10 protein-coding genes are annotated in these 14,502 nt (G+C 70.9%); 6 read left to right on the top strand and 4 right to left on the bottom strand.

Annotation, left to right across the window (positions count from 1 at the left end; all coding sequences use genetic code 11):
• The first annotated feature begins 44 nt into the window (after positions 1-44).
• The 6 genes from ntrB to JOD31_RS16720 all read left to right on the top strand — a co-directional run bounded on the left by ntrB (position 45) and on the right by JOD31_RS16720 (position 9,865).
• Complete coding sequence (ntrB, locus tag JOD31_RS16745; protein ID WP_204951576.1) at positions 45-947, top strand: nitrate ABC transporter permease; 903 nt, start codon at positions 45-47, stop codon at positions 945-947.
• Between the two features lie 11 nt (positions 948-958).
• Positions 959-1,759, top strand: coding sequence for an ABC transporter ATP-binding protein (locus tag JOD31_RS16740; RefSeq protein WP_204951575.1), 801 nt, complete (start codon positions 959-961; stop codon positions 1,757-1,759).
• Between the two features lie 216 nt (positions 1,760-1,975).
• The gene (locus tag JOD31_RS16735) at positions 1,976-3,187 is read left to right on the top strand and encodes an NAD(P)/FAD-dependent oxidoreductase (protein ID WP_204951574.1); all 1,212 of its coding nucleotides are present in this window, start codon (positions 1,976-1,978) and stop codon (positions 3,185-3,187) included.
• Positions 3,188-3,374: 187 nt separating this feature from the next.
• Positions 3,375-5,171 carry a NirA family protein gene (locus JOD31_RS16730; protein ID WP_204951573.1) on the top strand — a complete coding sequence of 599 codons (1,797 nt, stop codon included), beginning with the start codon at positions 3,375-3,377 and terminating at the stop codon, positions 5,169-5,171.
• Between the two features lie 217 nt (positions 5,172-5,388).
• On the top strand, positions 5,389-7,020 hold the full coding sequence (locus JOD31_RS16725) for a sulfite reductase subunit alpha (RefSeq protein ID WP_204951572.1): 1,632 nt from the start codon (positions 5,389-5,391) through the stop codon (positions 7,018-7,020).
• A 175-nt stretch (positions 7,021-7,195) separates the two neighbouring features.
• A complete protein-coding gene (locus tag JOD31_RS16720; RefSeq protein WP_428980919.1) occupies positions 7,196-9,865 on the top strand; it encodes a nitrate reductase in 2,670 nt (889 codons plus the stop codon).
• Positions 9,866-10,086: 221 nt separating this feature from the next.
• On the opposite strand, the gene murJ is transcribed toward JOD31_RS16720, so the two are convergent.
• From murJ to cysT, 4 genes are all read right to left on the bottom strand, one after another.
• On the bottom strand, positions 10,087-11,610 hold the full coding sequence (gene murJ, locus JOD31_RS16715; protein ID WP_204951570.1) for a murein biosynthesis integral membrane protein MurJ: 1,524 nt from the start codon (positions 11,608-11,610) through the stop codon (positions 10,087-10,089).
• 76 nt (positions 11,611-11,686) lie between these two features.
• Positions 11,687-12,754, bottom strand: a complete 1,068-nt coding sequence (locus JOD31_RS16710) for a sulfate/molybdate ABC transporter ATP-binding protein (RefSeq protein ID WP_204951569.1) — start codon at positions 12,752-12,754, stop codon at positions 11,687-11,689.
• An 18-nt stretch (positions 12,755-12,772) separates the two neighbouring features.
• Positions 12,773-13,660, bottom strand: a complete 888-nt coding sequence (gene cysW / locus JOD31_RS16705; protein ID WP_204951568.1) for a sulfate ABC transporter permease subunit CysW — start codon at positions 13,658-13,660, stop codon at positions 12,773-12,775.
• Positions 13,650-14,483 (bottom strand): sulfate ABC transporter permease subunit CysT, encoded by an 834-nt coding sequence (cysT, locus tag JOD31_RS16700; protein WP_204951567.1) that lies wholly within the window; start codon positions 14,481-14,483, stop codon positions 13,650-13,652. The genes cysW and cysT overlap by 11 nt, the downstream gene beginning before the upstream one ends.
• Positions 14,484-14,502 lie beyond the last annotated feature (19 nt).

Below are 14,502 nucleotides of genomic sequence, written 5' to 3'. Positions count from 1 at the left end.
CCTCCCCGCTCCCGACCATCCGCCCCACCTCCTGAGGAGTCGCCATGTCGGCCCCCGTCCTGAAACTCGACGACGCCCGCGCGACCAAGGCGGCGTCCGTCGCCGAAGTCGTCGCGTTCCGGGCGCCGAAGGCGCCCTCCCCGATCGCCAAGCGCGCCAGGCGCGTCTTGGACTGGGCGAGCACCACGCTGATCCCGCCGCTGGTGGTGCTTGCCCTGCTGCTGTTGTTCTGGGAGCTGATCTGCTCGCGGCCCGGATCGTCGCTGCCGCCTCCAAGCCAGGTCGTCACCGACACCTGGGAGCTGATCATCGACCCGTTCTACGATCGCGGCGGCCTGGACAAGGGGCTGTTCTGGCACCTGCTGGCGAGCCTGCAGCGCGTCGCGGTGGGCTACGCCATCGCGGTGGTCGTCGGCGTCGCGCTCGGCGTGCTGGTCGGCCAGTCCACCTGGGCGATGCGCGGTCTCGACCCGATCTTCCAGATCCTGCGCACCGTGCCGCCGCTCGCCTGGCTACCGCTGTCGCTGGCCGCGTTCCGGGACGGCCAGCCCTCGGCGATCTTCGTGATCTTCATCACCTCGGTCTGGCCGATCATCATCAACACAGCCGTCGGCATCCGCAATATCCCGACCGACTACTCGAACGTCGCCAAGGTCATCCGGCTGAACGGCTTCGAGTACTTCACCAAAATCATGATCCCGGCCGCCGCCCCTTACATCTTCACGGGCCTGCGGATCGGCGTCGGCCTCAGCTGGCTCGCGATCGTCGCGGCCGAGATGCTGATCGGCGGCGTCGGCATCGGCTTCTTCATCTGGGACGCGTGGAACTCGTCCAACATCAGCGACATCATTCTGGCGCTCGTCTACGTCGGAGTGGTCGGGTTCATCCTCGACCGGATCGTCGCGTTCATCGCCAACGCGGTCACCCGCGGCACGGCTACCGCGTGAGGATCCGGACCATGTCAGCCCAAGCCTTTCTCTCCATCCAGCACGTCGACAAGGCCTTCTCGCGCGGCGGCGTCACCAACGAGGTTCTCAAGGACGTGTCGCTCGACGTCCATGAGGGCGAATACATCTCGATCATCGGCCATTCCGGCTGCGGCAAGTCCACGCTGCTCAACATCGTCGCCGGCCTCACCGGCGTGACGAAGGGCGTGGTCTTCCTCGAAGGCAAGGTGGTGGACGAGCCGGGACCGGACCGCGCAGTGGTGTTCCAGAACCACTCCCTGCTGCCCTGGCTCACCTGCTACGAAAACGTCGCGCTCGCCGTGGACAAGGTCTTCGCCAGGTCGAAGACCAAGGCCGAGCGCCGCGACTGGACCATGCGCCAGATCGAGCTGGTGAACATGGCCCACGCCAAGGACCGGCGCCCGTCGGAGATCTCCGGCGGCATGAAGCAGCGCATCGGCATCGCCCGCGCGCTCGCCATGCAGCCGAAGGTGCTGCTGCTCGACGAGCCCTTCGGCGCGCTCGACGCGCTGACCCGCACCCATCTGCAGGACCAGGTCATGCAGATCCAGACGGAGCTCAAGAACACCGTCCTGATGATCACCCACGACGTGGACGAGGCCGTGCTGCTCTCGGACCGCATCGTGATGATGACCAACGGCCCCTCCGCGCGCATCGGCGAGATCCTCGAGGTGCCGCTGGAGCGGCCGCGCAAGCGGCTGGAGCTGGTCTCCGACCGCACCTACATCGCGGCCCGCGCCGCGGTGCTCAAGTTCCTCTACGAGCGTCACCGCTTCGTCGAGGCGGCCTGAGCGATGAGCGGCCCGCACGCCTCCGAAGCGCGACGCGCCTCTCCCCTCCCCCTTGCGGGGAGAGGCCGGGGGTGGGGATCGTGCAGGATCGAGCGCGGCGTGTCGCCCATCCGTGACGCCTCTTTCTGCGCCACCCCCACCCTTACCCTCCCCGCAAGGGGGAGGGAGACGGAGACGGCGAGCCCCTTGTCCCACCATCGCTGCGAGGCCTGAGCCATGGACCGCGAGCGTCTCGTCGTCGTCGGCGCCGGCATGGCGTCCCTCAGGCTCCTGGAGGAGCTGAAGGCCGCTTGCCCCGGCCGCTACGCCGTCACCGTGATCGGCGCGGAGCCGGAGCCGGCCTACAACCGGGTCCTGCTCTCCTCCCTGCTCGCCGGCGAGGCGAGCGACGAGGACCTCGCGTTCAGGGACCGCGCCTGGTACGCGGCGAACGGCTATCGCCTGCTGACCGGCGCGCCCGCGCAGACAGTCGACGCCGCCGCCCGGCGGGTGACGCTGAAGGACGGGCGGGTGTTCGCCTACGACCGGCTGGTGCTCGCCACCGGCTCGGAGGCGATCCGGCTGCCGCTGCCGGGCGCGCACCTGTCACAGGTGCTGGTGTTCCGTGACCGCTTCGACGCCCTGCGTCTGAAGGAGCTCGGCGTTCCCGGCGCGCGCGCCGTGGTGATCGGCGGCGGGCTGCTGGGGCTCGAGGCGGCCTACGGCCTCGTCAAGCTCGGTTGCGCCGTCACGGTGGTGCATCTCATGGACAAGCTGATGGAGCGCCAGCTCGACGCCAAGGGCGCGGCGACGCTGCGCCGGGCGCTCGAGGCCAAGGGCGTCGCCTTCGCGCTCGGCGCCCAGAGCAAGGCAATCGTAGGCGAAACCCGCGTGGAGGGGCTGGAGCTGGGCTCCGGCGAGATCCTGCCCGCCGACATGATCGTCATGGCCTGCGGCGTGCGGCCAAACGCTGCGCTCGGGCGCGCGGCGGGGCTCGCCGCGAACCGCGGCCTGCTGGTCGACGACGCCCTGCGCACCTCCGACGAGCGGATTTTCGCGCTGGGCGAATGCGCCGAGCACCGCGGCGTGGTCTACGGCCTCGTCGCGCCGGCCTACGAGCAAGCCAAGACGCTGGCGCGCGCGCTTGCCGGCGACGCGGCGGCCTATGGCGGCACGCTGCTCTCCACCAACCTCAAGGTCTCGGGCGTCTCGGTGTTTTCTGCCGGCGCGATCGAGGCGGAGGACGGCGACGAGACCATCGTGCTCTCCGACCCCGGCCACGGCTGCTACCGCAAACTGATCGTCCGCGACGACCGCCTGACGGGCGCGATCCTTGTGGGCGAGGCCTCGGACGCGCTCTGGTACCTCGACCTCATCGCGAGCGGCGCGCCGCTCGGGCCTTTGCGCGACGACCTCGCCTTCGGGCGCGGCTTCGCGCTGGCGGCGTGAGGGCGGCGGCGATGACGATGATCCACCTCTCTTGTCCCGGCCTCGAGCAGGGACCCAGACACACAGACCTCCAAGAACAAGCCGGCGCGGCCGTAGCCTCGTCTTTCAGCCGACGTGGCTCTGGGTCCCGGCTCGAGGCCGGGACAAGGACGCGGATGAGCCTGCACGGAACGTGGACGGTGACGGCATGACCCAGGATTTCTCCCCCGACCAGAAGCGCTACCTTGAGGGCTTCGTCTCCGGCGTCCAGGCGATCCGCGGCTCGCGCGGGGCTCCGGGCTTTGGCGGCGGCGTGCCGTTCGGCGGTCCCGGCGCCGCGCCGGCCGCGGAGGCCGAGCCTACCGGGCCGGACGCCATCCACCTCAAGGCCATGGCCGCGCAGGAGAAGGCGGGCAAGAAGCTCGTGCCGCAGGAGAAGGCGAAGCGGGAGGAGCACCCGTTCGACGCCTACGCGCGCCTCAAGGTCCTCGCCGAGAAGAACCAGTTCGCGAAGCAGCTCGACGACTTCCGCATCCGCTTCCACGGCCTGTTCTACGTCGGCCCGACGCAGGACTCGTATATGTGCCGGCTCAGGATCCACAACGGGATCCTGAAGGCCTGGCAGTTCCGCGGGGTCGCCGACCTCTCCGAGCAGTACGCCGGCGGCTTCACCCATGTGACGACCCGCGCCAACCTGCAGGCGCGCGAGATCAATGCAGCCAATGGCATCCCCTACATCGAGGGCCTTGTCGACATCGGCCTGACCGCCAAGGGCTCCGGCGCCGACAACATCCGCAACGTCACCGGCACACCGACCGCGGGCGTCGACCCGCAGGAGCTGGTCGACACCCGCCCCTATGCAAAGGAGTGGCACCACCACATCCTGAACGACCGCGCGCTCTACGGCCTGCCGCGCAAGTTCAACGTGGCCTTCGACGGCGCCGGCCGCATCGCCGCGCTCGAGGACACCAACGACATCGGCTTCCAGGCGGTCGAGGTGCTTGAAGGCGCGGGCGTCGCGCCCGGCGTCTGGTGGCGGCTCGCGCTCGGCGGCATCACCGGCCACAAGGACTTCGCCCGCGACACCGGCGTGATCGTGCCGCTCGACAAGGCGATCAAGGTCGCCGACGCGATCGTGCGCGTGTTCATCGCCTCGGGCGACCGCTCCGACCGCAACAAGGCGCGGCTGAAGTACGTGCTCGACGCCTGGGGTTTTGAAAAGTTTCTGGCCGAGGTGGAGAAGGTCCAGGGCTGGGCCTTCACCCGCGTCTCGCCCGAGCACGTCGCCCCCCGCCCCGAGAGCGACCGTCTCGCCCACATCGGCGTGCACCCGCAGACGCAGGCCGGCCTCAACTGGGTCGGCGTGGTGCTGCCGCTGGGCAAGATGACCTGCGACCAGATGCGCGCGCTCGCGGACGTCTCCGAGCGCTACGGCGACGGCGACGTGCGCCTCACCGTCTGGCAGAATCTGCTGCTCTCCGGCGTCCGCGACGCCGACGTCGCGACCGTCGAGCAGGCGATCGCCGACATCGGGCTCGCGACCTCCGCCTCGAACGTCCGCGCCGGGCTGGTGGCCTGTACCGGCAGCCGCGGCTGCAAGTTCGCGGCCTCCGACACCAAGGGCTTCGCCGACCTGATCGCGAACCATGTCGACGACATCGGGCTTGCGGTGGACACGCCGGTGAACATCCACGTCACCGGCTGCCACAACTCCTGCGCGCAGCACTACATCGGCGACATCGGCCTGATCGGCGCGAAGGTGCCGATCAACGACGAGGACACGGTGGAGGGCTTCCACCTCCACGTCGGCGGCGGCTTCGGGACCGACGCCGCGATCGGCCGCGAGCTGGTGCGCGACGTGAAGGGCGAGGACTGCCCGGCCGTCGTGGAGAAGATGCTGCGCGGCTACCTCGCCGCCCGCGACGGCGCCGAGACCTTCGCCGCCTTCACGCGCCGCCACGAGATCGGCGCGCTCAAGACCCTCTTCGAGCTGGAGACGGCGTGATGGTCCGACGTCGAGCGCACCGCCTCTTCACCTCTCCGCGGCGGGGAGAGGTCGGCGCGAAGCGCCGGGTGAGGGGGACGTCCCATGTCCGGCGCGAGCAAAGACCCCTCACCCGCTCGGCTTCGCCTCGCGACCTCTCCCCACAGGGGAGAGGTGAAGGCCGCTCCCGGTACGACCACCCTCGCCTTCTCACAGCTTGTTCGTGCGGAGCCTCGTCATGACCGCGCAGACCCTGGTCCTCCCTCCCCTCGTCCCCGAGAACGCGCCGTTCAGCACGGAGCAGCGCGCCTGGCTGAACGGGTTCTTCGCAGGCCTCCTGTCCATGGACGGCGGCATGCAGGCGCTGTCGCGCGACGCCGCGACGGCCCTGCTGGGCTCGCCCCTGCCGGGCGAGGCCGCGCCCGCGGAGGAGGACGACGGCGCGCCCTGGCACGACGCCTCGCTCCCGATCGACGAGCGCATGGAGCTCGCCGCCGGCAGGCCCGTGAAACGGCGGATGTTCGCGGCCATGGCGCAGCAGGACTGCGGCCAGTGCGGCTACCTCTGCGAGAGCTACTCCGCCGCGATCGCGACGGGCGAGGAGAAGAAGCTCAACCTGTGCGTGCCGGGCGGCAAGGAAACCACCCGCATGCTGAAGAAGCTGTACGAGGAGCTCGACGGCGGTGCGGCGCCTGCGAAGCCTGCGGCGGCGCCCGCCCCCGCGACGCCGGTCGCGGTCGAACCCGGCCGCTCGCGCGAGACCCCGGTCGAGGCCGCCTTCCTGTCGAAGCACGCGGTCAGCGGCGAAGGCTCCGACAAGGAGACCAACCACGTCGAGATCGACCTCTCCGGCTGCGGCCTGACCTATGAGCCGGGCGACTCGTTCGGCCTGTTCGCGACCAACGCGCCGGAGCTGTGCGCGGCGGTCGCCGCCCGTCTCGGCGTGGCGGAGGACGTCGCGGTCTCCCACGACGGCCACACGCTGCCGCTGAAGACCTGGCTCTCCGAGCGGGTGGCGCTGGGCGCCGCGCCGGACGCGCTGTTCGAACTGCTCGCGGCTCACGTGGAGAGCTCCGACGACAAGCAGACGCTCGCCAAGCTCGCCGAGGGCGAGGACCCCGACGGCGACCTCGCGACCCTCGACGTGCTGGCGGCGCTCGAGAAGTTCCCGGCCGCAACGCCGCCGGTCGCCGAACTGCTCGGCGCGCTCGACCCGCTGCAGCCGCGGCTCTACTCGATCTCGTCGGCGCTTTCCGCCGATCCGGGCAAGGTCAGCCTCACCGTCGCCGCCGTGCGCTACCGCATCGGCGACCGCACGCGGCTCGGCCTCGCCTCCACCTACCTCTCGGACCGCGTGGCGCCGGGCGACCGGCTGAAGGTCTATGTCCAGAAGGCGCACGGCTTCGCGCTGCCGAAGGACGGCGCGGTGCCGATCGTCATGGTCGGCCCCGGCACCGGGATCGCGCCGTTCCGCTCGTTCCTGCGCGAGCGCAAAGCGACCCACGCGGCCGGCGGCGCCTGGCTGTTCTACGGCCACCAGCACGAGGCGACCGACTACTACTACCGCGACGAGATCGCCGATCTGCAGGCCGCAGGCGCGCTGACCAGGCTGTCGCTCGCCTGGTCCCGTGACGGGGCGGAGAAGGTCTATGTCCAGGACCGCATGCGCGAGTCCGGCGCCGAGCTCTGGAGCTGGCTTGAGAAGGGCGCGCACTTCTACGTCTGCGGCGACGCCAAGCGCATGGCGGCCGACGTCGAGAAGGCGCTGGTCGAGGTGGTCGCGGCCCATGGGGCGAAGACCGCCGACGAGGCCAAGGCCTTCGTGGCGGGCCTGAAGAAGGCCGGCCGCTATCAGGCGGACGTTTATTGATGGGCGCGGCGGGCGGCTGGCGTTCGACGTACTCGCCGTCATGCCCGGCGAAGCCGGGTATCCACGACTTCGACGTCGAGCGCTTCCCGAAGTCGTGGATGCCCGCGCGAAGGCGCGGGCATGACGGGATCCTAGGTCGGCCGCTCTCGTGCTTTTCGGGCTTCCGCCCATGAACATGCACCCCTCCGACCTGCCCAAGGCCCCCACCCGCACCACCTGCCCCTACTGCGGCGTGGGCTGCGGGGTGCTGGCGCAGCCCGGCCCGGCCGGCGGCGCGACCATCGCGGGCGACACGGAGCACCCGTCGAACTTCGGACGGCTGTGCTCCAAGGGCTCGGCGCTCGGCGAGACGCTGTCGCTCGACGGGCGCCTGCTGCACCCGGAGATCGGGGCTCAGCGCGTGAGCTGGGACGCCGCGCTCGACGCCACGGCGGAAGGCTTCCGCCGCACGCTCGAGGCGCACGGGCCCGAGGCGATCGCGATCTACCTCTCCGGCCAGCTGCTGACCGAGGACTATTACGCCGCGAACAAGCTGTTCAAAGGCTTCCTCGGCTCGGCCAACGTCGACACCAACTCGCGGCTCTGCATGTCGTCCTCGGTCGCGGGCCACAAGCGGGCCTTCGGCGCCGACACGGTGCCCGGGACCTACCGCGACCTCGAGACCGCCGACCTGCTGGTCTTCGTCGGCTCCAACGCCGCCTGGTGCCACCCCGTGCTCTACCAGCGCATGCTGGCGGCGAAGGCGGCGCGCGGAACGAAGATCGTCGTGATCGACCCGCGCGGGACCGCGACCGCGGAGGAGGCCGACCTCCATCTGCCGCTCGCCGGCGGCTCGGACACGGCGCTGTTCTGCGGCCTGCTGGTCCATCTCGCCGACGAGGGGCGCCTCGACCAGGCTTACGTAGCGGCTCACACGCAGGGGTTCGATGCGGCCCTCGCCCGCGCCCGCGAGATCGCGCCGACGCTCGCCGCCACCGCGGCCGCCTGCGACCTCCCGCCCGCTGACGTCGCCGCCTTCTTCGAGCTGTTCGCGACCACCGAGCGCGTGGTCACGCTCTACAGCCAAGGCGTCAACCAGGCGGCGCAGGGGACGGACAAGGTCGGCGCCATCCTGAACTGTCACTTGGCCACCGGCCGCATCGGCCGCGAAGGCATGGGACCGTTCTCGCTTACTGGCCAGCCCAACGCCATGGGCGGCCGCGAGGTCGGCGGGCTCGCCAACCAGCTCGCCGCCCACATGGGCTTCGAGCCGGCCTCGATCGACAGGGTCCGCCGCTTCTGGGACGCGCCGCGCATGGCGGAGGCGGAGGGGCTGAAGGCCGTCGACATGTTCGACGCGGTCGCGCGCGGCGAGATCAAGGCGCTGTGGGTGATGGGCACCAACCCCGCCGTCTCCATGCCGCGGGCCGACGCCGTGCGCGCCGCATTGAAGCGGCTCGACCATTTCGTCGTCTCCGAGAACGTCGCCTCCAACGACACGCTGGGCGCCGCCCCCCACATCCGCCTGCCGGCCGCGGCCTGGGGCGAGAAGGACGGCACGGTCACCAATTCCGAGCGCCGCATCTCGCGCCAGCGGCCGTTCCTCGCGCCTCCGGGCCAGACGCGGCCGGACTGGTGGGCCGTCGCGCAGGTCGCGAAGCGCCTCGGCTTCGGCGAGGCCTTCGGCTGGCGCACGCCGGGCGAGGTGTTCCGCGAGCACGCGGCGCTCTCGGCCTTCGAGAATGAGGGAACGCGCGATTTCGACATTGGCGCGCTGGCCGAGCTCGACGCCCGCGACTACGACCAGCTCAAGCCGATCCAGTGGCCGGCGAGGCAGGGCGCGGCGCGCACGGAGACCCGCTTCTTCGCGAACGGCGGCTTCTATACCGCGACCGGCCGGGCGAACTTCGTGGCCGTCGCGCCGATCACGCCCGCGGCGACGCCCGACTACCGCTTCCCCTTCCGCCTCAACACCGGCCGCATCCGCGACCAGTGGCACACCATGACGCGCACCGGCAAAAGCCAGCGCCTTTCCAGCCACCTGGTCGAGCCCTTCGTGGAGATCCACCCGGAGGACGCAGCCTCCGAAGGCTTGAAGGACGGCGGCTTCGCCCGCGTGACCACCGCCCATGGCCACGTGGTCTTGCGCGTGCGCGCGGAGCCGGGGCAGCGCCGGGGTTCGCTGTTCGCGCCGATTCACTGGAACGACGAGACCGCTTCGCACGGCCGCGTGGGCGCTCTGGTGCACGCCGCCGTCGATCCCTTCTCCGGCCAGCCGGACGCCAAGGCCACGCCGGCCGCGGTCGCGCCGCTGCGCTTCGCCCGCCAAGGCTTCGCGCTGACGCAAGGGACGCTCGGCGCGCTTGACCCCGCGACCTGGTGGGCCAAGGCGACCGTGCCGCACGGAATCGGGCTGCTTTTCGCGACCGACCACGTGGTGACGCTGTCGGAGATCTTCCCCGACCTCGAGCCGGGCGACGAGATCGTGGACTACGTCGACGCCGGCCGCGGCGTGGCGCGCTCGGCGGTGTTCCGCGACGGCGCGCTGGCGGCCTGCCTGTTCGTCGCGGCCGACCGACAGGAGAACGCCTGGACCTTCCTGCGCGCCAGGCTTGGCGAGGAGCTGACCGAGGGCCAGGTCCGCAGCCTCCTGCTCGCCGGCCGCGCCAGCGACGGCGCCGCCTGCGGCCCGCTGGTCTGCGCCTGCCATGGCGTGCCGAAGGGCGTCATCGAAACCGCCATCCGCGCCGGCGCGCCGGACGCCGCGGCGGTCGGCGCCGCGACGAAGGCCGGCACCAACTGCGGCTCGTGCCTGCCGGAAATCCGGCGCATGCTGGTCGACGCGCGGGCGCTCGCGACAGCGTAAGGGGCACCAAGGTCTTACGGGTCCTGACAACGCGGTCTCCCGGCCCCACACCGTCTCTTGTCCCGGCCTTGAGCCGGGACCCAGAACCACTGACGCAGCATGAGAGCCGCATCGGCCCTGCCTGCTCGTCAACGGACGTCGAGCGTCTGGATCCCGGCTCAAGGCCGGGACAAGAAGAGAGGCGCGCTTCAGGAAGAGGGGGCGCGTTTCGGGCGTCTCGGTCAGTTGCGCCCGAACCTGCGCGCGAGCCAAAACCCCGGCCCTGCGATGGCGACATACGCCGCAAACCCCGTGATCCCGATGAGCGCGGCGGGCGCGAGGTCCGGCATCTGCGGGACCAGCCCCTTCACGGCGCCGGCGGGCGCCAGCGCGAACCCGATGGCGGCGGCGGAGGCGGCCGTCGCAAGCACGAGTGCCGCGAGGTTCAGCGCGAGGCGGCGGTCCAGTTCGAACCGGCCGCGATTCCTGAGCAGCAGCACCAGCAGGCCGAGGTTGACCCACGCGCCGATCGAGGTGGCGAAGGCGAGGCCTGCATGCGCGTAAGGCCCGATCAGCACGAGCTTCAGCCCGAGGTTGACCACGGTCGCGACGGCCAGCGCCTTCACTGGCGTCGTGGTGTCGCCGGAGGCGTGGAAGGCGGGCGTGACGCAACGGAGCGCGACAATGGCCGGCAGGCCGACCGCATAGGCCTCGAGCGCGGCGGCGGAGCCCGCCACCGCCCTCAGGTCGAAGGCGCCGCGGCCGAACAGCGCCGCGACCACGGGGGCGGCGGCCACCGCGAACAGCGCGACGAAGGGCAGCGTCATCAGCAGCGCGCCCTCGAGCGCGCGGTTCAGCCGGTCGCGCGCGCCGGGCACGTCGTTGCGGGCGAGGCGACGCGACAGCTCGGGCAGCAGCACCGTGCCGATCGCGATGCCGACCACCGCCAGCGGCAGCTGGTAGAGCCGGTCGGCGTAGTAGAGGTAGGACACCGATCCCGTCGGCAGGAACGAGGCGAGGATCGTGTCGGCGAACATCGCGATCTGCACGCCGGCGGACCCAAGCACAGCGGGACCAAAGCCTTTGAGGAAGGTCTTCACGTGGGCCGTGAAGGCCGGAACGCGCAGTTTCAGCCAGAGGCCGGAGCGCCGGAGGTCCGCCAGCACCAGCGCGAGCTGGGCGAAGCCCGAGATCAGCACGCCCCAGGCCAGCGCGTGGGCGACGGTGGGGAACAGACCCGAGGCCATCAGGGCGGCGATCATGCAGATGTTGAGCAGGATGGGGGTCGCGGCGGCGGCGGCGAAACGGTCGTGGGCGTTCAGCACGCCGGAGACCAGCGTCATCATCGAGATCAGCAACAGGTAGGGAAAGGTGATCCGCGTGAGCGACGCCGTCAGCCCGAGCTGTCCGGGGTCCTCGGCGAAGCCGGGCGCGAGCGCTGCGACGACATAAGGCGCGAAGGCGATGGCGAGCACGAGCAGGCCGAGGTGGACCACCACCGTGATCGACAGCACGTCCTCGGCGAAGGCGCGGGCCGCGCCCTCCCCGTCCTGCGTCAGCGCGCGGGCGTAGCGCGGCACGAAGGCGGCGTTGAAGGCGCCCTCGGCGAAGATCGCGCGGAAGTGGTTCGGAAGCCGGAACGCGATCATGAAGGCGTCGGCCAGCGGGCCGGCGCCCAGAAGCGCCGCCATCATCACGTCGCGGACGAAACCGAACAGGCGCGAGGCGAGCGTCAGTCCGCCGACGGAGGCCGCCTTACGCCACATGAATCACCGTCTCCGCCGCGCCGTTGGCGGCGGAGAATACAGGGGCGCGTGGGGCGGGGTAAGTGCGCGCCGACGCTTACGCCGCGCAGGCGACGCTGGGCGCCCCTTCCGCGGGGAACACCGCGAAGCGCTCGAACGCCAGACCCACCTCCTCGCCTTCGCTGAAGGAAGCTTCCGGCGGCAGCCGCACCTCGATCCGCGACCGGCGGGCGCCGACCTCGACGTCGGCGCGGCGGAACGCGCCCAGCCGCCGCAGCGCGGCGATGCGGCCGAGGGCGACCCCCTCTCCCGGCGCCACGAAGGTCACGTCCTGCGGGCGCACGTGCAGCCGCGCGGGACCGTCCGGCGCATCGACCCGGCCGAGCGGAAGCGCCCTGCCGTCGAGGGTCGCCTCGCCGCTGCGCACGTCGATCGGCAACGAGCTCGAGTCGCCGATGAAGGCGTAGACGAACGGGGTCGCCGGCTCGTCGTAGATCGCGTCCGGGGTGCCGACCTGCTGCAGGTCGCCCTTGTGCAGGATGGCGACCCGGTCGGCGAGCTCCAGCGCCTCTTCCTGGTCATGCGTGACGAACACGGTGGTGTGGCCCGTCTCGTTGTGGATCTCGCGCAGCCAGCGGCGCAGCTCCTTGCGGACCTGCGCGTCGAGCGCGCCGAAGGGCTCGTCCAGCAGCAGCACCTGCGGCTCGATCGCGAGCGCGCGGGCGAGCGCCACGCGCTGGCGCTGGCCGCCGGAGAGCTGCGCCGGGTAGCGGTTCTCGAGGCCCTTGAGCTGCACGAGATCGAGCAGCTCAAGCACCTTCCTGCGGATGTCGGCCTCCGCCGGGCGGCGCGCCCGGCCGCGCACGCGCAGGCCGAAGGCGATGTTGTCGAACACCTTCATGTGCCGGAACAGCGCGTAGTGCTGGAACACGAAGCCGACATTGCGCTCCTGCACCGGCTTCGCCAGCGCGTCCTCGTCGCCGAACAGGATCTGGCCGGAGTCCGGGATCTCGAGGCCGGCGATGGCGCGCAGCAGCGTGGTCTTGCCGGAGCCCGAGGGCCCGAGCAGCGCCACCAGCTCGCCGGAGCGGATGTCGAGGCTGACGCCGTTCAGCGCGGGGAAGGAGCCGTATTCCTTGCGGACGTCGCGGATCTTGAGGTCCATGGTCTCTTCAGTCCGTTGTCAGTGGCGGCGGCCGGAGGCGAGCTGGTCGGCGTAGCGCCATTCCAAAGCGCTCTTCACCACCAAAGTCACCAAGCCGAGGCCCGCGAGCAGCGAGGCGACGGCGAAGGCGGCGACGAAGTTGTAGTCGTTGTAGAGGATCTCGACCTGCAGCGGCACCGTGTTGGTCTGGCCGCGCAGATGCCCGGAGACGACCGAGACGGCGCCGAACTCGCCCATCGCGCGGGCGTTGCAGAGCAGCACGCCGTAGAGCAGCGCCCAGCGCACGTTCGGCAGCGTGACCGACCAGAAGGTGCGCCAGCCGCCGGCGCCGAGCGACAGCGCCGCCTCCTCCTCGCTCACGCCCTGCTCCTGCATCAGCGGGATCAGCTCGCGCGCGACGAAGGGGAAGGTCACGAAGATGGTGGCGAGCACCAGCCCAGGCACCGCGAAGATGATCTGGACGCCGACGCTCTGCAAGTAGTGGCCGAAGTAGCCCTGCGCGCCGAACAGCAGTACGTAGCACATGCCGGACACGACCGGAGAGACCGAGAACGGCAGGTCGATCAGCGTCACCAGCAGGCTCTTGCCGCGGAAGTCGTGCTTCGCCACCGCCCAGGAGGCGGCGAGGCCGAAGACCACGTTCAGCGGCACGGCGATCGCCGCGACGCCGAGCGTCAGCCACACGGCCGACCAGGTGTCGGGATCGTCGAAGGAGGCGAAGTAGGCGTCGACGCCGTTGCGGAAGGCCTCGGCGAACACCGCGACCAGAGGCAGCACGAGGAACAGCGCCAGAAACGCCAACGCGACCACGATCAGCGCGACGCGGACGGCGACCGGCTCGGTGGTGGGGCTGGCGCCGGCGGCGACCGGGTGGGCGGGGAGCGTCTGGCGCGGATCAGCGGGCATGGCCGAGCCTCCGCCGGGACCAGGCTTCGATCAGGTTCACCGCCAGCAGGATCACGAAGGACATCGCCAGCATGATCGTCGCGATGGCCGTCGCGCCGGCGTAGTCGAAGCTCTCGAGCTTGGTGATGATCAGCAGCGGCGCGATCTCCGAGACGTTCGGGATGTTGCCGGCGATGAAGATGATAGAGCCGTACTCGCCGACCGCGCGGGCGAAGGCGAGCGCGAAGCCCGTGAGCAGCGCGGGCACGAGCGTCGGAAACACCACCCGGAACACTGTGGTGAGGCGCCCCGCGCCGAGGGTGGCGGACGCCTCTTCCAGCTCGCGGTCGACGTCGGCCAGCACCGGTTGAACGGTGCGCACCACGAAGGGTAGGCCGATGAAGGTCATCGCCACGAAGATGCCGAGCGGGGTGTAGGCGACCTTGAACGGCAGCAGCGACCCGACCCAGCCGTTCGGCGCGTAGATCGCGGCGAGCGCGATGCCGGCGACCGCGGTCGGCAGCGCGAACGGCAGGTCCACCGCGGCGTCCACCAGCCGTCGGCCGGGAAAATCGTAGCGGGTCAGCACCCAGGCGAGCAGCAGGCCGAACACGGCGTTCGTCGCCGCCGCGGCGAGCGAGATCCCGAAGCTGATCTTCAGAGCGTTCAGCGTCTGCGTCTGCGTCAGGATCGCCAGCAGCCTGGTCGGGCCGAGCGAGGCCGCCCAGGCCACCACAGCGCCGAGCGGGATCAGCACCAGCAGCGACATGTAGAGGACGGTGAAACCGAGCGCGAGCCCGAAGCCCGGCACGGCGCTTGGCGTCCTGAAAGGCGTGGCGCTCATGCGGACTTTCAGTCGAGAG

Origin of the sequence: Methylopila capsulata (genome assembly GCF_016907975.1) — a bacterium.
GTDB lineage: Bacteria > Pseudomonadota > Alphaproteobacteria > Rhizobiales > Methylopilaceae > Methylopila > Methylopila capsulata.
This window is presented reverse-complemented; position numbering and strand designations above follow the sequence as displayed.

What these genes read in the sequence shown, in the direction of transcription:
- ntrB (WP_204951576.1), top strand. Translation starts at nt 45, where the DNA reads ATGTCGGCCCCCGTCCTGAAACTCGACGACGCCCGCGCGACCAAGGCG.
- JOD31_RS16740 (WP_204951575.1), top strand. Translation starts at nt 959, where the DNA reads ATGTCAGCCCAAGCCTTTCTCTCCATCCAGCACGTCGACAAGGCCTTC.
- JOD31_RS16735 (WP_204951574.1), top strand. Translation starts at nt 1,976, where the DNA reads ATGGACCGCGAGCGTCTCGTCGTCGTCGGCGCCGGCATGGCGTCCCTC.
- JOD31_RS16730 (WP_204951573.1), top strand. Translation starts at nt 3,375, where the DNA reads ATGACCCAGGATTTCTCCCCCGACCAGAAGCGCTACCTTGAGGGCTTC.
- JOD31_RS16725 (WP_204951572.1), top strand. Translation starts at nt 5,389, where the DNA reads ATGACCGCGCAGACCCTGGTCCTCCCTCCCCTCGTCCCCGAGAACGCG.
- JOD31_RS16720 (WP_428980919.1), top strand. Translation starts at nt 7,196, where the DNA reads ATGCACCCCTCCGACCTGCCCAAGGCCCCCACCCGCACCACCTGCCCC.
- murJ (WP_204951570.1), bottom strand. Translation starts at nt 11,610, where the DNA reads ATGTGGCGTAAGGCGGCCTCCGTCGGCGGACTGACGCTCGCCTCGCGC.
- JOD31_RS16710 (WP_204951569.1), bottom strand. Translation starts at nt 12,754, where the DNA reads ATGGACCTCAAGATCCGCGACGTCCGCAAGGAATACGGCTCCTTCCCC.
- cysW (WP_204951568.1), bottom strand. Translation starts at nt 13,660, where the DNA reads ATGCCCGCTGATCCGCGCCAGACGCTCCCCGCCCACCCGGTCGCCGCC.
- cysT (WP_204951567.1), bottom strand. Translation starts at nt 14,483, where the DNA reads ATGAGCGCCACGCCTTTCAGGACGCCAAGCGCCGTGCCGGGCTTCGGG.